This window comes from Pantoea cypripedii (assembly GCF_011395035.1).
In the GTDB taxonomy this organism is placed as follows: Bacteria; Pseudomonadota; Gammaproteobacteria; order Enterobacterales; family Enterobacteriaceae; genus Pantoea; species Pantoea cypripedii_A.
Genome location: NZ_CP024768.1, coordinates 626,310 through 644,601, shown reverse-complemented (window position 1 = coordinate 644,601; position 18,292 = coordinate 626,310). Strand labels below are relative to the sequence as shown.

General features: G+C 57.8%; 17 protein-coding genes and 3 tRNA genes. 10 read left to right on the top strand and 10 right to left on the bottom strand.

Going from position 1 to position 18,292, the window contains the following annotated elements:
• A complete protein-coding gene (urtE, locus tag CUN67_RS02940) occupies positions 1-699 on the top strand; it encodes an urea ABC transporter ATP-binding subunit UrtE (protein ID WP_208713937.1) in 699 nt (232 codons plus the stop codon).
• A gap of 30 nt (positions 700-729) precedes the next feature.
• Here the strand turns inward: urtE and CUN67_RS02935 are convergent, their stop codons facing one another.
• The gene (locus tag CUN67_RS02935; protein WP_208713936.1) at positions 730-2,304 is read right to left on the bottom strand and encodes a methyl-accepting chemotaxis protein; all 1,575 of its coding nucleotides are present in this window, start codon (positions 2,302-2,304) and stop codon (positions 730-732) included.
• Between the two features lie 193 nt (positions 2,305-2,497).
• On the opposite strand from CUN67_RS02935, the gene deoR reads away from it, so the two are divergent.
• A complete protein-coding gene (gene deoR / locus CUN67_RS02930) occupies positions 2,498-3,262 on the top strand; it encodes a DNA-binding transcriptional repressor DeoR (protein WP_208713935.1) in 765 nt (254 codons plus the stop codon).
• Here deoR and CUN67_RS02925 read toward each other — a convergent pair.
• Positions 3,259-4,206, bottom strand: a complete 948-nt coding sequence (locus tag CUN67_RS02925) for a 2-hydroxyacid dehydrogenase (protein WP_208713934.1) — start codon at positions 4,204-4,206, stop codon at positions 3,259-3,261. The genes deoR and CUN67_RS02925 overlap by 4 nt on opposite strands.
• A gap of 174 nt (positions 4,207-4,380) precedes the next feature.
• Here CUN67_RS02925 and ettA point away from each other — a divergent pair, with 174 nt between their 5' ends.
• The 3 genes from ettA (at position 4,381) to CUN67_RS02910 (ending at position 8,808) form a co-directional block, all read left to right on the top strand.
• A complete protein-coding gene (gene ettA, locus CUN67_RS02920; RefSeq protein WP_208713933.1) occupies positions 4,381-6,048 on the top strand; it encodes an energy-dependent translational throttle protein EttA in 1,668 nt (555 codons plus the stop codon).
• A gap of 323 nt (positions 6,049-6,371) precedes the next feature.
• Positions 6,372-7,529, top strand: a complete 1,158-nt coding sequence (locus CUN67_RS02915) for a mandelate racemase/muconate lactonizing enzyme family protein (RefSeq protein WP_208713932.1) — start codon at positions 6,372-6,374, stop codon at positions 7,527-7,529.
• Positions 7,522-8,808, top strand: coding sequence for an MFS transporter (locus CUN67_RS02910; protein ID WP_208713931.1), 1,287 nt, complete (start codon positions 7,522-7,524; stop codon positions 8,806-8,808). The genes CUN67_RS02915 and CUN67_RS02910 overlap by 8 nt, the downstream gene beginning before the upstream one ends.
• A 31-nt stretch (positions 8,809-8,839) precedes the next feature.
• Here the strand turns inward: CUN67_RS02910 and nadR are convergent, their stop codons facing one another.
• The 3 genes from nadR to serB all read right to left on the bottom strand — a co-directional run bounded on the left by nadR (position 8,840) and on the right by serB (position 12,553).
• Positions 8,840-10,078: a multifunctional transcriptional regulator/nicotinamide-nucleotide adenylyltransferase/ribosylnicotinamide kinase NadR gene (gene nadR, locus CUN67_RS02905; RefSeq protein ID WP_208713930.1), complete on the bottom strand. Its 1,239-nt coding sequence runs from the start codon at positions 10,076-10,078 to the stop codon at positions 8,840-8,842.
• Positions 10,079-10,179: 101 nt separating this feature from the next.
• Entirely contained in the window at positions 10,180-11,562 is a 1,383-nt protein-coding gene (gene radA / locus CUN67_RS02900; RefSeq protein WP_208713929.1) for a DNA repair protein RadA, read from the bottom strand.
• 13 nt (positions 11,563-11,575) lie between these two features.
• Positions 11,576-12,553: a phosphoserine phosphatase gene (gene serB / locus CUN67_RS02895; protein WP_208713928.1), complete on the bottom strand. Its 978-nt coding sequence runs from the start codon at positions 12,551-12,553 to the stop codon at positions 11,576-11,578.
• A 107-nt stretch (positions 12,554-12,660) separates the two neighbouring features.
• Here serB and CUN67_RS02890 point away from each other — a divergent pair, with 107 nt between their 5' ends.
• The gene (locus CUN67_RS02890; protein ID WP_208713927.1) at positions 12,661-13,320 is read left to right on the top strand and encodes a YtjB family periplasmic protein; all 660 of its coding nucleotides are present in this window, start codon (positions 12,661-12,663) and stop codon (positions 13,318-13,320) included.
• On the opposite strand, the gene yjjJ is transcribed toward CUN67_RS02890, so the two are convergent.
• The 4 genes from yjjJ to CUN67_RS02870 all read right to left on the bottom strand — a co-directional run bounded on the left by yjjJ (position 13,317) and on the right by CUN67_RS02870 (position 16,271).
• Complete coding sequence (gene yjjJ / locus CUN67_RS02885; RefSeq protein ID WP_208713926.1) at positions 13,317-14,639, bottom strand: type II toxin-antitoxin system HipA family toxin YjjJ; 1,323 nt, start codon at positions 14,637-14,639, stop codon at positions 13,317-13,319. The two genes, CUN67_RS02890 and yjjJ, sit on opposite strands and share 4 nt — an antisense overlap.
• A gap of 105 nt (positions 14,640-14,744) precedes the next feature.
• Positions 14,745-15,428: a pyrimidine 5'-nucleotidase gene (gene yjjG / locus CUN67_RS02880; protein WP_208713925.1), complete on the bottom strand. Its 684-nt coding sequence runs from the start codon at positions 15,426-15,428 to the stop codon at positions 14,745-14,747.
• A 20-nt stretch (positions 15,429-15,448) separates the two neighbouring features.
• Positions 15,449-15,889: a ribosomal protein S18-alanine N-acetyltransferase gene (gene rimI, locus CUN67_RS02875; RefSeq protein WP_208713924.1), complete on the bottom strand. Its 441-nt coding sequence runs from the start codon at positions 15,887-15,889 to the stop codon at positions 15,449-15,451.
• On the bottom strand, positions 15,861-16,271 hold the full coding sequence (locus tag CUN67_RS02870) for a DNA polymerase III subunit psi (RefSeq protein WP_208713923.1): 411 nt from the start codon (positions 16,269-16,271) through the stop codon (positions 15,861-15,863). Before CUN67_RS02870 ends, rimI begins: the two co-directional genes overlap by 29 nt.
• A gap of 106 nt (positions 16,272-16,377) precedes the next feature.
• Between CUN67_RS02870 and rsmC the strand changes: the two genes are divergently transcribed.
• From rsmC to CUN67_RS02850, 4 genes are all read left to right on the top strand, one after another.
• Positions 16,378-17,409 carry a 16S rRNA (guanine(1207)-N(2))-methyltransferase RsmC gene (rsmC, locus tag CUN67_RS02865; RefSeq protein ID WP_208713922.1) on the top strand — a complete coding sequence of 344 codons (1,032 nt, stop codon included), beginning with the start codon at positions 16,378-16,380 and terminating at the stop codon, positions 17,407-17,409.
• A gap of 142 nt (positions 17,410-17,551) precedes the next feature.
• A tRNA-Leu gene (locus CUN67_RS02860) sits at positions 17,552-17,638 on the top strand.
• Between the two features lie 32 nt (positions 17,639-17,670).
• A tRNA-Leu gene (locus tag CUN67_RS02855) sits at positions 17,671-17,757 on the top strand.
• A 28-nt stretch (positions 17,758-17,785) separates the two neighbouring features.
• Positions 17,786-17,872 (top strand) — tRNA-Leu (locus CUN67_RS02850).
• Positions 17,873-17,957: 85 nt separating this feature from the next.
• On the opposite strand, the gene CUN67_RS02845 is transcribed toward CUN67_RS02850, so the two are convergent.
• Positions 17,958-18,242 carry a DUF1435 domain-containing protein gene (locus tag CUN67_RS02845; RefSeq protein ID WP_208713921.1) on the bottom strand — a complete coding sequence of 95 codons (285 nt, stop codon included), beginning with the start codon at positions 18,240-18,242 and terminating at the stop codon, positions 17,958-17,960.
• Positions 18,243-18,292 lie beyond the last annotated feature (50 nt).

Here is an 18,292-nt window from a genome sequence, read left to right as displayed (position 1 = left end):
ATGTTACAGGTATCGGAACTGAATCAATATTACGGCGGCAGCCATATTCTGCGTGGCCTGTCGTTCGAAGCCAAAACCGGTGAAATCACCTGCCTGCTGGGGCGCAATGGCGTGGGGAAAACCACGCTGCTGAAGTGTCTGATGGGGCTGATTCCGGCGAAATCGGGTGAAATCCGCTGGCGGGATAAAGTCATCAACAGCCGTAAACCGCATCAGCGCGTGCAGTCCGGGATTGCTTACGTGCCACAGGGACGGGAGATCTTCCCGCGTCTGACGGTGGAAGAAAACCTGCTGATGGGGCTGGCGCGCTTTTCCGGGGCGCAGGCCAAAGCGGTGCCAGAGGAAATTTATCAACTGTTCCCGGTCCTGCGTGAGATGAAAGCACGTCGCGGTGGCGATCTTTCCGGGGGGCAGCAGCAGCAACTGGCGATTGGCCGCGCTCTGGCCTGCAAACCCCAGCTGTTGATCCTCGATGAACCCACCGAAGGGATCCAGCCATCGGTTATCAAAGAGATCGGCGCGGTGATCCGCCAGCTGGCCCAGCGCGGCGATATGGCGATCCTGCTGGTGGAGCAGTTTTACGACTTCGCTGCCGAGCTGGCCGACAGCTATCTGGTGATGTCGCGCGGCGAAATCGTGCAGCGCGGACGGGGTGAGGCAATGGAAGCCGACGGGGTACGTGGGCTGGTCGCGATTTGATAACGGCCCCTGCCGGGGCCGTGTAACATGTTAACTCTCCAGCTGGAAGACGCTGACATTTTCCACCAGCGAACCCACCTGTTGATCCAACGCACGCGCCGACTGAGCCGACTGCTGCGACAGCGTGGCGTTCTGCTGGGTGGCCGCATCCATATGGGTCACCGCCAGATTGACCTGCCCGATACCCACGCTCTGCTCGGCGCTGGCCGCCGAGATATTCTCCATCAGTTCGCACAGCTGATTCACGCTTTCGACAATCTCCTGCATCGAGACACCTGCGCCTTTCACCAGCGAGTTGCCCTGGGCAATCAAGCCGACCGAACGATCAGTCAGGCCACGGATATCCCGCGCGGCCGAGGCCGAACGCTGCGCCAGCGCCCGCACTTCAGAAGCCACCACCGCGAAACCGCGTCCATCATTGCCCGCACGCGCCGCTTCCACCGCCGCGTTCAGCGCAAGAATATTGGTCTGGAAGGCAATGCCGTCGATCACGGTGACAATTTCGTTGATCTCGCGCGAGAATTGATGAATCTCCTCCATCGCCTCCACCACTTTTTCCACCACCTCGCCTCCCTCACCGGCACGCTTGCGAGTGTCACGGGCGATATCGTTGGCGTGGCGGGCGTTGTCGGCATTGTTTTTCACCACCGAGGTCAGTTGCTCCATCGACGCCGCCGTCTGCTCCAGGGCGCTGGCCTGAGCTTCATTACGCGCTGACAGCTCGCGACTGCCGTGTGCCACCTGCCCGGTGGTATCAGCAATGGCTTCCGTCCCGGCACGAACGCCGGTGACGATACGTGTCAGGTTGCCGTTCATGTCGCGCAGCGCCGCCATCAACTGGGCGGTTTCGTCACGTCCCGCTACCTGAATCTGCGTGCGCAGATCCCCGCCAGCCACCGTTTTCGCCACCGCAATCGCCTGCTGCAACGGACGAGTAATGCTTTGGATCAGCCACCAGGTCACAAAGAACCCCACCAGCAGGATGCAACCCATGGCTATCAGCAACAGCGAGCGTGTCTGCTGATAATGTGCCAGATTGCTGGCTTCAATCGCCTGATGCATCTGCTGCGCACGCTGCAACGTGGCGGCCACCAGGTCATCGATCTGCTGAGTTGGCGCACGATCGATGCCGGTGACCAGATGATCAACGCGCGCTGCGCTGGTGATATCGCTGATGACGTAGTTATCCAGTGCCGCCAGATATTTGCTCTCCAGCCCGGCGTGTACAGTGCGGGCCTGTTCCACCGGACCCTCCGGTAAACCCAGAGCCGTCTGGATATGGCCCAGCTTAGTCAGCAGTGCCTGAGTGGTTTTGCTTTCCTGCAAAAAGGCCGCTTTGTATTTGTTAAAGGTATCCTGGCCCTGGTTGCCGCGCAGCAGCGTGTTTTTCCACTCCTGCACCTGAATTTTAAATTGCACCTGCGCACTACGGGCGGTGTCGATGCTCTCGGCAATCAACACTTCCCGCGCCATCACCTCCTGATTGTTGTTCAGCGCTTGCAGGTTAACCTGCAATCCGCGCAGCCCCATGAGCAGGGTCGCAAGCAAGAGCAGCGTGGCAAGGAAACCCAGCCGCTGACCAATTTTGAAATGATTGAGCTTCATAAGATCTGATACCTGGTGAGGGGAAAATGAAACGTTATCGACTAACGTCACCACGGTTATCGTCCCGCTGGCGGGGAAGTTTCGTGACATTTTTGTGACAGTCAGGCAGGTTGTTAATCTGCAAGAAAAAACTTAATGTCTATCTCCACAAGACCATCATCGAATTCACCTTCTGCTGAGCGAATGCCCGACTATGGAAACCCGCCGCGATGACCGCATCACCCGCCTGGCGCAGGCGCTGAAGCGCACCGATAAACTGCATCTGAAAGAAGCCGCGCAGCTGCTGGGCGTGTCGGAAATGACTATCCGCCGCGATCTGCCCACGCCCGCCAGCGGCGTGGTGTTGCTGGGCGGCTATATCATGCGTGACCCGCGTCAGCACATCGCGCATTACTTTGTCAGCGACCAGCAGAACCTCAACGTGAGCAAAAAGCAGCAGCTGGCCCAGTATGCAGCGGCGTTAATTGAGCCTGACGATACGGTATTTTTTGACTGCGGCACCACGCTGCCACTGGTGGTGGATGCCATCGACAATGACCTGCCGTTCACCGCCATTTGCAGCGCCATCAATACCTTTCTGGCGCTGAAGGAGAAACCGAACTGCCGGGTGATTTTATCGGGTGGGGAATTTCATGCCGACAACGCGGTGTTTACCCCGCTGGAGCAGGTCACGGTGCTGGACGCGCTCTGCCCGACCAAAGCTTTTATCTCCGCCGCCGGGATGGATGTGCGTCAGGGGGCGACCTGCTACAACCTGAATGAGCTGCCGATTAAACATCTGGCATTGCAACGGGCGCAGACGCGCATCATGGTGGGTGACAGCAGCAAATACGGCAAGGTGCTGCCTGCCCGCATCGGCGATTTTTCGCTGTTTGATATCCTGGTGAGTGACAGCCCGCCGCCGCCCGCGTTACTGAAAGTGATGCAGGCGGCAGAGGTGAAGCTGTGTTGTGGTTAGGCCCAGCGATCGACCACCGCTTCGCCATCGCGCAGACGACGCAGGTTATCGCACACCCCTTTGATATTGCCTGCCAGTGAGATATCGGTGACGCCACCGATGTGTGGCGTGGCAATCACGTTGTGACGGAATACCGCATCGTTCGGGTCCGGCGGCTCCTGCCAGAACACATCTAAACCGGCACCGGCCAGGGTTTTGTTCTCCAGCGCCGCAAGAAACGCCGCTTTGTCGATCAGGCCGCCACGTCCAAGGTTTACCAGGAAACTTTCCGGTTTCATCTGCGCCAGCGCGGCGGCATCGATGATGTGGTGCGTTTCCGCGCTATCCGGCAGGCTCAACACCACAAAATCAGACTCCGCCAGCAGCTGCGGCAACTGGCCGATACCGCCCGCCCAGTCGAGCTGATGCTGACGCGCAAAGGCCTCATCAGCTTCACGTTTCACGCCAATCATGCGCATGCCAAAGGGCGCGAGACGCTTCGCCAGCGCTTTACCAATGCCGCCCAGCCCTACCAGGCCCACGGTTTTCCCCATCAGCCCCATCCCGATGGGTTGCCCGAGGCGTTGCTGCGCCAGACACTGGGCTATTTCCTGCTGGCGACGCGCCAGGCCAATCATCATCCAGATGCCCAGTTCCGCCACCGAATCAGCGTTGCCGGAATGGTCGGAAGGGACGTTCGCCACCATAATGCCCGCCTTCTTTGCCGCATCGATATCGACGCCTTCCAGCCCGACCCCCGCCTGCTGGATCAGTTTCAGACGGTCGGCGGTGGCCAGCAGTCGCGCATCGACCCGACACATGCCGGGCACCAGCGCGTCAAATCCCGCCAGACTTTCCGCCGCATGACCGGCAGACGCCACAAACTCCACGTCGGGTAATGTCTGACGAATCGACGGTATCAATCCGCCCCAGGCATGTTCATCCGCAGCTATCAGCACTCTCATCGCAGCTCCTCCGGTTTTCAGGCAAAAAGGCAGCATAGTCCGGCGGCTGAGTGAGAATCAATCAGTTATCCACTTCCGGCGAGTTTCACCGCTGCGTGGCTGTGAATACCACGGGAAAACGGCTAAACTTCAGCATCTGACGTTCACCTCCACAGACCAGGAGTTCCATACAACGTGGCTCAATTCGTCTATAGCATGCATCGCGTCGGCAAAGTGGTTCCGCCGAAGCGTCATATTCTGAAGAATATTTCTCTCAGCTTTTTCCCTGGGGCAAAAATTGGTGTCCTCGGCCTGAACGGCGCGGGTAAATCTACCCTGCTGCGCATCATGGCCGGGATTGATAAAGATATCGAAGGGGAAGCACGCCCGCAGCCGGGTATCAAAGTCGGCTACCTGCCGCAGGAGCCGCAGCTCAACCCGGAACACACCGTGCGTGAATCCGTTGAGGAAGCGGTGTCCGAAGTGGTAGGCGCACTGAAGCGTCTCGACGAAGTCTACGCGCTGTACGCCGACCCGGATGCCGATTTTGACAAGCTGGCCGCCGAACAGGGCCGCCTGGAAGAAGTGATCCAGGCGCACGACGGTCACAACCTCGAAACTCAGCTGAACCGTGCGGCTGACGCGATGCGTCTGCCGGACTGGGATGCGAAAATTGCTAACCTGTCCGGTGGTGAGCGCCGCCGTGTGGCGCTGTGCCGTCTGCTGCTGGAAAAGCCAGACATGCTGCTGCTCGACGAACCCACCAACCACCTGGATGCAGAATCCGTGGCGTGGCTGGAACGTTTCCTGCACGATTTCGAAGGTACCGTGGTGGCGATCACCCATGACCGTTACTTCCTCGACAACGTCGCTGGCTGGATTCTGGAGCTGGACCGCGGTGAAGGTATTCCGTGGGAAGGTAACTACTCCTCCTGGCTGGAGCAGAAAGATCAGCGTCTGGCGCAGGAAGCTTCATCTGAAGCCGCACGTCGCAAATCGATTGAGAAAGAGCTGGAGTGGGTGCGTCAGGGCGCGAAAGGCCGTCAGTCGAAGGGCAAAGCCCGTCTGGCACGCTTTGAAGAACTGAACAGCACCGAATACCAGAAACGTAACGAAACCAACGAACTGTTCATTCCGCCAGGCGCACGCCTCGGTGACAAGGTGGTGGAAGTCAGCCATCTGAACAAATCCTATGGTGATCGTGTGCTGATTGATGATCTCTCCTTCTCGCTGCCGAAAGGCGCGATTGTCGGGATCATCGGACCGAACGGCGCGGGTAAATCGACCCTGTTCCGTATGATGTCGGGTCAGGAACAGCCGGATTCCGGCAGCATTGAGTTGGGCGAAACCGTCAAGCTGGCGTCCGTTGATCAGTTCCGTGATGCGATGGATGGCAGCAAAACCGTGTGGGAAGAAGTGTCTGGCGGCCAGGACATTATGCGTATCGGTAACACCGAAATGCCAAGCCGCGCCTACGTCGGTCGCTTTAACTTTAAAGGCACCGACCAGGGCAAACGCGTTGGCGAGCTGTCTGGCGGTGAGCGCGGTCGTCTGCACCTGGCAAAACTGTTACAGGTAGGCGGCAACCTGCTGCTGCTCGATGAACCGACCAACGACCTCGACATCGAAACCCTGCGCGCGCTGGAAAACGCCCTGCTGGAATTCCCTGGCTGTGCCATGGTGATCTCGCATGACCGCTGGTTCCTCGACCGTATCGCTACCCATATCATCGATTATCAGGATGAGGGTAAAGTGGAGTTCTTCGAAGGTAACTTCACCGAATACGAAGAGTACAAAAAACGCACCCTCGGCGCCGATGCACTGGAGCCGAAGCGTATGAAGTACAAACGTATGGCGAAGTAAGCACGCTAACGCGATGACCAAAGGCACCTTTCACGGTGCCTTTGTTTTGCGCGATAAATCGCGCCGCTACCCCCATTGCACCTTCCGTAGCAGCGCGATTTATCGCGCTGATTTGATTTTTAAACCATATTTGTGATCCCCTGCACCACACGCCGTTGATCGGCCCAAAAACTCGCCTGAATCCGCTTTCACTCCTGGGCTGTTGCCCGATGTCGCCGCTTTGCCCGCTTTTTATACTCGCTATTGACCTGACTTATCTCTCTCTGTCCCGGCATTCTTCATAACTATTCACGCCGGGCGTTACCCCTATCGAGGTCTATGGCATGAAAATAACTATGATCGAAGTGATGCGTATCGCGATCCCATTCGATGCGCATCGACGCCCACCAGCGGAGCAGGAAACCACCTTTAACGCCGCCTCGCCGTCGCTCAGCCGGATGGAAACGCTGCTGGTAAAAGTGACCAGTGACAACGGCCTGGTTGGCTGGGGTGAAGGTTTTGGGCATCTGGCTAATCCGGTGACCGAGCAGGCGCTGTCCAGCCTGGTGGCACCGTTTTTCCTGCAACGGGAGTTGCCCGACAGCCAACAGGCCATCGCCGCACTGATGCAAAGTGCCGAACAGGCTTTGCATGCATTTGGTCGCAGCGGTCCGGTACGTTACGCGTTATCGGCCATTGATATCGCCCTGTGGGATCTGCTCGGCCAGCAGCGCCAGCAGCCGCTGTGGCAACTGCTGGGAGCCACACGGCAGCGCATCGAGCGTTATGCCAGCCTGGTGAGCTACGCCAACGACCCGCAGGAAGTCGCCGCTCAGGTCCAGCGCGCCCACCAGCAGGGTTTCCGTACCATGAAACTGCATGAAACCGCCCAGCCCGCCATTGCCGCCGCACGCGCCGCGCTGCCTGCCGATGTGCAACTGATGGTGGACGTCAATTGCCCGTGGACACGCGAGCAGGCCAGTCAGCAGGCTTACCAACTGCGGTCGCTGAACCTGGGCTGGCTGGAAGAGCCGATTTGGCCACCGGATGATTTTGACGGCCTGGCCCAGTTACGTCGCGTCGGCGTGCCGCTGGCGGCGGGTGAAAATGTCGATGGCGATTTTGGCTTCGTCAATCTGCTGGAAAGTGGTGCCGTCGATGTGGTGCAACCCAGCGTCACCAAAGTGGGGGGCATCACCGCGGCCCTGCATGTGTTCGAGCTGGCACAGCAATATCGTGTCCGTGTGGTGCCACACTGCTTCTATTACGGCGCGGGGATGCTGGCTACGGCGCATCTGGTGGCCGCGTTGCCGGAGAGCGTCAAAATGGAGATCCCGTGGATCGATTTTGCCGTCCCACTCTATCCCGACCTGCCTGCGGAGGTGAGTTTTAACCTGAGCCAGCGTCCTGGCCTCGGTTATCAACCCGATGAACAGGTGTTGCGGGAATATCGCTTAACCCATCAGCAGATTGATCAGCAGGGAGTGCAGCGTCATGTTTAAAAACTATCGTGTGGTCATTGCCCTGCTGCTGTTCTGCGCTGGCATGCTCAACTATCTCGATCGCGCGGCCCTGTCGGTGATGGCACCGCTGGTGAAAAAGGATCTGGGGATTGATGATGCGCAGATGGGCATTCTGTTCAGCTGCTTTTTTATCGGTTATTGCCTGTTTTGCTTCCTCGGTGGCTGGGGCGCTGACCGCTTTGGTCCACGTCGCGTCTATGCCTGGGCTGCCACTATCTGGTCACTGTTCTGCGGCGCAACGGCGCTGGTCACCGGCTTTGGCCATCTGCTGATCGTGCGTATGCTGTTCGGCATCGGCGAAGGCCCAATGGGCACCACCACCAATAAATCGATTGCCAACTGGTTCCCGCGCCAGGAGGTTGGCCGTGCCGTCGGCTTTACCAACGCCGGGCAACCGCTGGGGGCCGCCATTGCCGCACCGATCGTCGGTCTGGTGGGGCTGAATTATGGCTGGCGTATCGCTTTTGTGGTGATTGCCGCGCTGGGCTTTATCTGGGTCGCCAGCTGGTTGCTGCTGTTCCGCGACAAACCAGAGCAGCATCCGCGTGTCAGCCAGGCAGAAAGCCAGCTGATTATGCAGCAGCGTCCGGCCAGCCAAACCACCAGCACGCCGCAACAGGATAACCACTCGCTGTGGCGTTATGTCCTCTCACTGCCGGTGCTGGGCGTCGCCAGTGCGTTCTTCTGCTTCAATTACATCCAGTATTTCTTCCTCTCCTGGTTGCCCAGCTACCTGACCGATTTCCAGCATCTGGATATCAAAAGCATGAGTATCATCGGCATTCTGCCGTGGCTCGGTGCCACTGTCGGATTTCTTGGTGGCGGCGTGGTGTGTGACATGCTGTTTCGCCGCACCCAGAACTTCCTGCTGTCACGCAAGCTGGTGATCTTTGTCGGTCTGGCCGTGGCGGCGTTGTGCGTAATGCTCACCGCCTGGAGCCAAAACCTGGTAACAGCGGTGACGCTGATTACGCTGGCAAGCGTGTTTGCTTATATGACGCCGCAGGCCTGCTGGTCGTTGTTGCAGGATATCGTCCCGGCAGGTCGCATTGGCACCGCGGGTGGCTTCGTTCATCTGCTGGCGAATCTGGCGGGCATTCTGTCACCGGGGATTACCGGCTTCCTGATTCAGTATGGTGGCGGCTATCACACCGCTTTTGTGCTGGCGAGTGTGCTGGCGCTGGCAGGCATGTTATTGCTGGCGCTGCTGGTGCGGCAAAAAGGGGTGAATACGCTGCGCGCACTGGCGACGCATTAAAATCCTTGCCGGGCATCATGCCCGGCTTTGCTTAACGCGGGACACCATCCCCCAGCATCTGCTTCACCAACTCGACACAGCGCAGGAAGCGCGTGTCGTAGTCATCCTCTTTCACATGCACGAATTCAACATTGTTCTCGCGCAGCATGGTGATGAGCAGCGACTGGAATTCGCGTCGATCGACCGAGCTGCCAAGGCTGCGCAATCCATCCGCCACCCAGGGCACGTTATTCTCCAGCAGGATCACCAGGTCGAAACGGTATTCATCAATCAACGCCTGCACAAAGGGGTGTTCGCGTCCTTCATACTTGAGGCAGAACGCCTGCGTAGTGATGAAATCGGTGTCGATAAACGCCACCTTGTTGGCGTACTTGACGGCGAAATCAATATACTGCGCCTGGCCGAGCGCAATTTTGTCGTAGTCGGAATATTGCAGCGCGATCTCATCCCCGCCGAGGTGGGAGAAGACATAATCGCGGCCAAATTCCCACGCACTGGTGGTATTAAAGATATTCGCCAGCTTATTCACCAGCGTCGATTTACCGCTCGATTCACCACCCAGCACAGCCACGGTGCGCACAAAGAACGGTTTCACCTCGGTGGGGATATATTCCCAGTAGCGGAACGGATCCTGACGAATCTGCCCGCCGCTGATGCTCATAAAAGATCGACTGGGATCGACAACCACCGCTTCAATCCCCAGATGCTGCTGATACATCGGCGCATCCGGCGCTTCGCTGGTGTAAACGCAATCTGCTTCAATCCCTTGCTGTGCCAGAAACGTTTTCACCCCTGCACTCCACACATCCCAGCCGTGCGGATACGGTTCGATCCCCTCTTCATTGAACGAGTGGATACGGATATTTTTCTGGTATTTAAAGGTTTGCAGCAGCCAGCGCAGACGATCGCTGACCGTCGGCTGCTGTGACATGGCGCTGTTTTCAAACAGCTCACGATCGCGCGGATCGTCATGTCCCATGATGATATGCAGTTCATCCACCTGGCTGCAGGCGCGCTGGATCAGATAAATATGCCCGGTGTGCAGCGGATAGAACTTCCCGAACACCACGCCGACCGTTTTCTGCCGACGCGGAAATTCCAGCCCGAGGAAGCGATGCAGCGCTTCCAGCTTTTGTGCGCTGGGGCTTTTGATTTTGGCATTCAGCAACTGGCTTAAGTAGCCTTTGGTCATCCCGCTGGCATCCGCCACCTGTTGCAGCGTATGGCCCTGCTGGCGAATGGCGGTTTTCAGGTAGTCAAATGATGACACTGCGTGCCTCCTGCATGAAAAGTAATGAGGTCGCCATAAATGGCGACCCTACAAATATTTTGCACGAACGTAGGGTCGGCATTCATGCCGACCAGGCCGGTTTACAGCTCATCCAGAATCGCCAGCGCATCGGCCAGCTTCTTCGCACTGTAAACTTTCATACCGTCGATAGGTTTCTTGGGGGCATTGCCCGCAGGCACAATGGCACGCTTAAAGCCGTGCTTGGCCGCTTCTGAAATACGTTCCTGGCCGCTTGGCACCGGACGAATCTCCCCCGCCAGCCCGACTTCACCGAAGATCACCAGATCCTGCGGCAGTGGACGATCGCGCAGGCTGGAGACCATCGCCAGCAGTAACGCCAGGTCGGCACTGGTTTCGGTGACTTTCACGCCACCGACCACATTCACGAATACATCCTGGTCCGCCATCTGCAAACCACCGTGGCGATGCAGCACCGCCAGCAGAATCGCCAGACGGTTCTGTTCCAGGCCAACCGCCACGCGACGCGGGTTACCCATCATCGAGTGATCGACCAGTGCCTGAATCTCCACCAGCAAGGGGCGCGAGCCTTCCCAAACCACCATCACCGAACTGCCCGAGGTCACCTCATCACCACGGGACAGGAAGATGGCCGACGGGTTGCTGATCTCGCGCATGCCCTGCTCGGTCATGGCGAATACTCCCAGCTCATTCACCGCACCAAAGCGGTTTTTATGGCTGCGCAGGGTGCGGAAACGTGAATCGGCATCGCCATCCAGCAGCACCGAACAGTCGATGCAGTGTTCCAACACTTTGGGGCCAGCCAGCGAGCCATCTTTGGTGACATGTCCCACCATCACAATCGCCACGCCACGCGTTTTCGCGAAACGCGTCAGATAAGCTGCGGTCTCGCGCACCTGCGCCACGCTACCGGGCGAAGACTGGATCTCCGCCATATGCATCACCTGGATCGAGTCGATCACCATCAGCTTCGGCTGTTCCTGCTCGGCGATCAGGCAGATCTGCTCGATGCTGGTTTCCGACAGCATATTCAGATTTTCGGTGGGTAATCCCAGACGATGGGCGCGCATTGCCACCTGTTGCAGTGACTCTTCGCCCGTGACATACAGGGTTTTCATCCCCTCCGCCAGCTTACACATCACCTGCAACAGCAGCGTCGACTTCCCGGCCCCGGGGTTGCCACCAATCAGAATGGCACTGCCCGGCACCACGCCGCCGCCGAGCACACGGTCAAATTCTTTAAAACTGGTGGAGAAGCGTGGCAACGCCTCAAGGCTGATCTCGGAGAGCTTCTGCACCCGGCTGGTGCCCGCGCTACCGGCATAGCCACTCAGACGTTCGTTACGCGCGGCCGCAGGTGAGGCCGCAATGCGCACCTCGGTGATGGTGTTCCAGGCGTGGCAGGCGCTGCATTGCCCCTGCCAGCGCGGATAATCAGCGCCGCATTCATTACAAACGAACGCGCGTTTTGCCGCTTTGGCCAAATCAGTTCCTTAATTAACGCTCTTCGTGAATCAGGCTGCCGCTCAGGATGCAGAACACCCCCATCAGGTCAGCATGGCGGATAATAACCTCCGTCTGCTCATTCACTTTAGGTTTAGCATGATAGGCGATACCCAGGCCTGCGGTTTTAATCATCGGCAGGTCGTTAGCACCGTCGCCAATCGCCACGGTCTGCTCCGGCGCAATGGCAAAACGCTGCGCCAGATTGTTCAGGGTATCGGCTTTAAATTGGGCATCAACAATTTGCCCCACTACCTGGCCTGTCAGCTTGCCGTCGCGCATTTCCAGCTCGTTTGCTACTGCCGCCGCCAGATGCAGCGTGTCGCGCAGATAATCGGCGTAGTAGGTGAAACCGCCAGAGGCAATCGCCACCTGCCAGCCCAGCGCCTGCAACTTTTGCACCAGCGTGGTCAGACCCGGCATCAGCGGCAGCGTATCGCGCACCTGCTTCAGGATATTGGCATCCGCCCCGGTCAGCGTCGCGACACGCTCACGCAGGCTGGCTTTGAAATCCAGCTCACCACGCATTGCACGCTCGGTGACTTCCGCCACGCGCTCGCCGCTGCCTGCCAGTTTGGCAATTTCATCGATGCATTCGATCTGAATGGCGGTGGAATCCATGTCCATCACCAGCAAGCCGGGGGTTTTCAGATGGGGGATCTTGCCGAGTGGCGCGACATCAAAACCCACATCATGCGCCAGTTTCATGGCGCGCGGCGTCAGGGAGCCGGCCAGACGTATCACCTGGTACTCATCGACATTCCAGGCGCTGACGATAACCATCGCCGCACCCAGCTGATGCTGATAGTCGGTTAGCTTTTGTTTATCAAGCCCGCGCCCATACAGTAACCAGCCTGTCCGACCGGCACGGTAATCCAGCGGCATCACTTCATCACCGCTGAGGGAAAGGGGTAAGCCCGGCCAAAGAGACACATCGGCAGGCAGATCGCACCAGGTAAGACGATTTGGCATTACAGCTCCTGTAGGGACAACAAAACCACGCAAGAGGCTACCTTGTCTGCGCGGGTTCTGGCAACATAATTGCCAGGCTTTCTGTTGTTATGTCACACGGGTTTCTGATGGTAAAAACCGCACTGAAATTTCGCCTGCACCGCACGGTGATTGTTCTTATCTCGCTGGCCCTGTTAGTGGTGCTGATGCAGGGGGCATCCTGGTTCAGTCTCGGCCATCAAATGGCGCGTTCCGAACAGGTGGATGAACTCGCCCGTACCCTGACCAAACAGGTGGCGTTCAGCCTGCAACCGTTGATGGACAATAGCGACGATAATCGCCCGCAGATTGAAGCCGTACTGAATCAACTCACCGATAACAGCCGTATTCTTGATGCCTCCGTCTATGACGATGATGGCAGCCTGGTGGCACACAGCGGTGAAAACATCAATGTACGCGACCGCCTGGCACTCGACGGCAAACGCGCCGGCAGTTACTTCAACCATCAAATTGTGCAGCCGCTCAACGGGAAAGAGGGGCCGCTGGGTTTTCTGCGCGTCACGCTGGATACCCACGTGCTGGTCACCGAATCGCGCCAGGTAGATAACACCACCAATATTCTGCGCCTGATGATGCTGCTGGCGCTGGCGATCGGCATCATCCTGACCCGTACCCTGCTGCGCGACCGTCGTACCCGCTGGCAGCAATCGCCGTTCCTGCTCACCGCCAGTACACCGGTGAAGGAAGATAAAGAAGAAGAGACGACCACCGAAGAGACTAAATCTTAGGCCATTTTTTCGATGGTCACATCCAGCGCAGCCAGCTGTTGCTGCGCCTGGCGCGCAATCTGCCGGAATCCGTCACTAAACGCCCCCTCGGCTGCAATCGTCTGCCAGTAACTTTTCGCCATCGCACTGGCAGTACGCCAGATATCACCCGGCAACGAGAAATCGAGAGTTAAATTTACCTCGTCGCGCATATGCCCCAGCGAATTCGGGGCCAGCGCCATGGGTAACATGTCGTAAGCCGGAGTCAGTTGCAGCCGATCGCCACCCGTAAAAAATGACAGATTCCCGGCATGCATATCGCTATTGGCGATCAGGCGGCCAAAGGCCCATTGCAGCGTGCCACGATGTACTGATGCCTCATCAACGCGTTGCTGGTGTGCCAGCTCGCGCAGTGCATCGGGCCAGTGCTGCTGCCGCCCTAAAAATTCGGCACTGACCGCCTCAAGGGAACACATGCCGCGACGGCCCCGCTCGCCTTCACGATCAAAACGCTGGACTTCAAGAAACAGCTGGCCGCCCTGTTCGATAATCTGGCTCTGCGCCGCCGCCAGCCCCGCCGCCGCCAGTTGCCGCAGCGCTTGATCCTCCGCACGCAGCAAATCACGCCAGCGCTGGCTGCTTTCGCTCTGGCGCGCCACGGTGAATTTGACCAGACAATGGCGCTGACCGGATGTGGTTTCGGCGTAACACAGAAATTTGGGCTGCTCACCCGCCGCCGACGATCCGACTTCATCACCGTCCAGCACCTGCTGCGCCAGCTGCGGATAACGCATGATTTTTTGCCCGGCGCACAGCACTACCGGCGCTGATTGCTGCAACCAGCGCTGATACGCGGTAGCGCCCAGCAGGCAATTGCCTGGCATATCCATGCCGGTGACCGTCAGCGCCATCAGGCACTGTTCATCACTCCAGACGCGCAGATCCTCGGTCAGCCCAAGGGATTGCGCATTCTCCCGTCCCCAAAGCCGTCCAAGAAAACCCTGCGGACGCATATCACTGAGAAACCACGGCAATCCTTCGTAAAAGGTCCCGTTATCCTGCTCATCAAGATGGAGGCAACTGCCCTGCGGCCAGGTACGCACCAGCCAACCGGTCTGCACCGTTTGCCCCGACGGCAGCACCCGATAGAGGGGAAAACGGCTTTCGCCACGCAGCGGGCGCAGCAGGGCATAGCGCGTGGCGCGCGCTTTACCCCATCTGATGACCTGGTCCTGCTGACGTAACTGGCGCGACAGCGTTGCCTGGCTGATACCAAGACGACGCACCAGCTCGGGCGCGCCTAACGGGCCATCCAGCAGCTGTGAAGTGATATCGGCCATCCCGCCCCCACCGATGAATAGATTAATGAATAGATTCTAGCATAAAAAAAGGCCCGCTCAGCGGGCCTTCAGACGCAGAATCATCTCAATGATGAATAGATACTTTTAACGCTGCGTCAGTAAGTTCTCCAGCTCCGCCAGCGATGTCACCCGCCAGTCTGGGATAATGTCCTGCGGCAGCGGACGTGTGCCGTGATCGAGCCAGCAGGTTTTCAATCCGGCATTGATACCACCGAGAATGTCCGACTCCGGCGTATCCCCCACCATCAGCACACGTTCACGCGCCGGATTGCCAAGCAGCTCCAGCGTGTGATCGAAGATGGCGCGATCGGGCTTCGGCACCCCCACCTGCTCTGAAATCACCACCGTGGCAAAATAATCACGGAAGCCGGTGCGTTCCAGTCGCGCCTGTTGCAAGGCGGTGAAACCATTGGTGATGATCGCCATTTTCACCTTACCGTGCAGCGCGTTCAGCAAGCTGGCCGCGCCGGGCAAAGGCAGGCAAATCTCAGCCATCGCGGTGAGGAAACCGTGGTTCAGCACTTCAGGCGCTACGCTGAGCTTCTCACCCCAGCCGGTAAAACGGCGCGTCTGTAGCTGCAAGGCCGAAATTGCACCGTTCTGATAATCGACCCACAGCGGTTTGTTGATCGCCTGATAATCGGCGTAGTCTTGATCGGTGAATTGCACATCATAACCGGCAAACATGCGTTGCAGACCGGCATAGGCGTCGAAGTGAAACAGCGTGTCATCTGCATCAAAAATAATGCAGTCCCAATCGTTTAACATAGATCTCCTAAGCCAAAGGGCTACAGCGTTAACGCCATGATGATGGCATCTTCTCGTCCACTGGCAGTGGGGTAATAATTCGGGCGGCGGCTGACCTGGTGAAACTCCAGCTGCTCATACAAGGCAATGGCCGCCTGATTGGACGCGCGCACTTCCAGCCACAGCGTCATCACGTCGCGTTTCTCCAGCTCGGCAATCAAATGCTGCAACAGCTGGCGCGCGTAACCCCGGCGCTGGAAATCAGGATCAACCGCGATATTGAATAGCGAGGCTTCGTCGAGCACCACCTGGGTGATGGCAAAGGCCACCAGCTTGCCTTCCGCCTCAAAACGTAAATTTAAAAAACGCTCGCCCTGGTTGCTGGCAAACGTCTGTTCGCTCCAGGGAAAAGCGTGGCTGCGGCGTTCAATCGCCAGCAGTTGCGGCTGGTCTTCAGGGGTGAGTAAAGAGATGGCTGTCATGATTACACATCTGTTGCCAGAGGGCGCGTTTCGCCGCGCCGCTGCTGATTAATTCATTGAAAGCGGCTGTCGTAAAGGTGACGCCATTAAAGGGATGTGCACTTTCGATACCCAGCAACCAGCCGACACAATCTACCTGTTCCGGTAGCATCGGCAGCTGTTCCGGCGTCAGTGTCATCACCTGAGCGGGCTGCAGATGCAGCGTGCGCAATACATCCTGCACCAAAGGTTCGTGCAAGTCCGGCGCGTGTTCGGCCACCAGCACCAGCCGGGTGTCTGGCGAAAGACTCACCGCTATTTCGCCCTGCAGCACGCGCGGACGCCGCAGCTGATACTGCGTAATCCCCATTTGCTGTAAAAGCCAGTCGCGCCTTGATGTCATGCTGTTACCCGTTGTGCGGCCATAATGCGACGCTATGCTAGCAAACCCATCGAACATGCGCCAACAAAGCACTATAATCCCCGCTCTGATTTAACAGGAGCCATTCATGTCAGCTTTAACCCCGGCCAGCGAAGTGATTCTGCGCCACAGTGATGAATTTACCGCCCGCCATGTTTTATTTGCTGGCGATTTGCAGGACGACCTGCCCGCCCAGCTGGAAACCGCGGCAACACGCGTGCATACCCAGCAATATCATCACTGGCAGAACCTCAGCCGCCGCCTTGCAGAGCGCGCGGTGTATGGTCTGGTAGCAAGTGCCGAAGATGTTGCCGGCTGCGATACGCTGATCTACTTCTGGCCAAAGAACAAACCAGAAGCCCAGTTCCAGCTGCAAAACCTGCTCTCTCTGCTGCCGGTGGGTAGCGATATCTTTGTGGTGGGAGAAAACCGCAGCGGCGTCCGCAGCGCGGAAGGCATGATCGAACCCTGGGCCAAATTAGAGAAGATCGACAGCGCGCGCCGCTGCGGCCTGTATCACGGTCAGCTGGAACAGCAACCCGCATTTGATGCCGCCGCGTTTGGTGACAGCTACATGCTGGACCATCTCACTATCCATACCCAGCCGGGTGTATTCAGCCGTGACGGCCTTGATGCAGGCAGCGCGCTGCTGCTGTCGACGCTGACGCCGCATACCAAAGGTAAAGTGCTGGATATCGGCTGTGGCAGTGGCGTGCTGGCGACGGTACTGGCACAGCACTCACCCAAAGTTCGTCTGTGGTTGTGTGATGTGCATGCCGCCGCGATTGAAGCGAGTAAAGCCACCCTCGCGGCCAATGGCCTTGAAGGCGAAGTGTTTGCCAGCAACGTGTTCTCTGATGTGACCGGTCGTTTCGATCTGATCATCTCCAACCCGCCGTTCCACGATGGCCTGCAAACCAGCCTGGATGCGGCAAACACGCTGATCCGTGGTGCGCTGAAGCATCTCAATTCCGGCGGTGAACTGCGCATTGTCGCCAACGCCTTCCTGCCTTATCCGCAGGTGCTGGATGAAACCTTCGGTAACCATGAAGTGCTGGCACAAACCGGACGCTTTAAGGTTTATCGCGCGGTTTACGGACGCGGCGCGAAAGCACGTTAATTCAGAGAATTTGCTGACGCGGCGGCAGAAACGTTGCTTTTTGCAGCAATCGTTTCACCGTCGCGAAATATGTGTTGACGCATTGGGTAAAATCTCTAAAATGCGCCTCCGTGGTTAGCAATTCTTAAGGTATTGCGGGTATGCGAAGGTGGCGGAATTGGTAGACGCGCTAGCTTCAGGTGTTAGTGTCCTTACGGACGTGAGGGTTCAAGTCCCTCTCTTCGCACCAAAAATCACATCGTTTATATCGTAGCGCACTGCGCGAAGGTGGCGGAATTGGTAGACGCGCTAGCTTCAGGTGTTAGTGTCCTTACGGACGTGAGGGTTCAAGTCCCTCTCTTCGCACCAATGCGATGATATAAACAGACAACGCGATGCGAAGGTGGCGGAATTGGTAGACGCGCTAGCTTCAGGTGTTAGTGTTCTTACGGACGTGAGGGTTCAAGTCCCTCTCTTCGCACCAACGTTGTCATCCTTCCCGGCTTTATCTCCCCCGATTTTTATGGTTACTGAACACGCTCTGGCGTGATTTTGTCGTTTCTGCTTTTTCAGATCAGGTGAAAATTCACCGATACCGCGGCCAGTCCCCCCGCCAGCGCCAGGCAAGAAGGCAGCAGCAGGTAGTGACGCAGACGATGATGAAATAACATCACGACAGTCAGCAGCAGCGCCACCATCATCACCACACGCCACTGGCTGAAACTGGGTTCCCACAACGCGAAGACCGGCATCGCCGCGCAGGGTAACAAGACTCCCCAGCCGCTATCCAGACGTTTGCCCAGCATCCAGCTCACGCCCCACAACCCGCAGGCAGCCATCATCGCCATGATCATCGCGCAACCCTCAAATGATAAGAATTCCCATTATCATATGATAATATTTC

Excerpts from the sequence above, each read along its gene's own strand:
- rsmC (WP_208713922.1), top strand. The coding sequence starts at position 16,378 with ATGTCAGCTTTAACCCCGGCCAGCGAAGTGATTCTGCGCCACAGTGAT.
- serB (WP_208713928.1), bottom strand. The coding sequence starts at position 12,553 with ATGCCAAATCGTCTTACCTGGTGCGATCTGCCTGCCGATGTGTCTCTT.
- CUN67_RS02935 (WP_208713936.1), bottom strand. The coding sequence starts at position 2,304 with ATGAAGCTCAATCATTTCAAAATTGGTCAGCGGCTGGGTTTCCTTGCC.
- CUN67_RS02890 (WP_208713927.1), top strand. The coding sequence starts at position 12,661 with ATGGTAAAAACCGCACTGAAATTTCGCCTGCACCGCACGGTGATTGTT.
- CUN67_RS02915 (WP_208713932.1), top strand. The coding sequence starts at position 6,372 with ATGAAAATAACTATGATCGAAGTGATGCGTATCGCGATCCCATTCGAT.
- CUN67_RS02845 (WP_208713921.1), bottom strand. The coding sequence starts at position 18,242 with ATGATCATGGCGATGATGGCTGCCTGCGGGTTGTGGGGCGTGAGCTGG.
- yjjG (WP_208713925.1), bottom strand. The coding sequence starts at position 15,428 with ATGTTAAACGATTGGGACTGCATTATTTTTGATGCAGATGACACGCTG.
- rimI (WP_208713924.1), bottom strand. The coding sequence starts at position 15,889 with ATGACAGCCATCTCTTTACTCACCCCTGAAGACCAGCCGCAACTGCTG.
- CUN67_RS02870 (WP_208713923.1), bottom strand. The coding sequence starts at position 16,271 with ATGACATCAAGGCGCGACTGGCTTTTACAGCAAATGGGGATTACGCAG.
- CUN67_RS02910 (WP_208713931.1), top strand. The coding sequence starts at position 7,522 with ATGTTTAAAAACTATCGTGTGGTCATTGCCCTGCTGCTGTTCTGCGCT.
- CUN67_RS02925 (WP_208713934.1), bottom strand. The coding sequence starts at position 4,206 with ATGAGAGTGCTGATAGCTGCGGATGAACATGCCTGGGGCGGATTGATA.
- deoR (WP_208713935.1), top strand. The coding sequence starts at position 2,498 with ATGGAAACCCGCCGCGATGACCGCATCACCCGCCTGGCGCAGGCGCTG.
- yjjJ (WP_208713926.1), bottom strand. The coding sequence starts at position 14,639 with ATGGCCGATATCACTTCACAGCTGCTGGATGGCCCGTTAGGCGCGCCC.
- urtE (WP_208713937.1), top strand. The coding sequence starts at position 1 with ATGTTACAGGTATCGGAACTGAATCAATATTACGGCGGCAGCCATATT.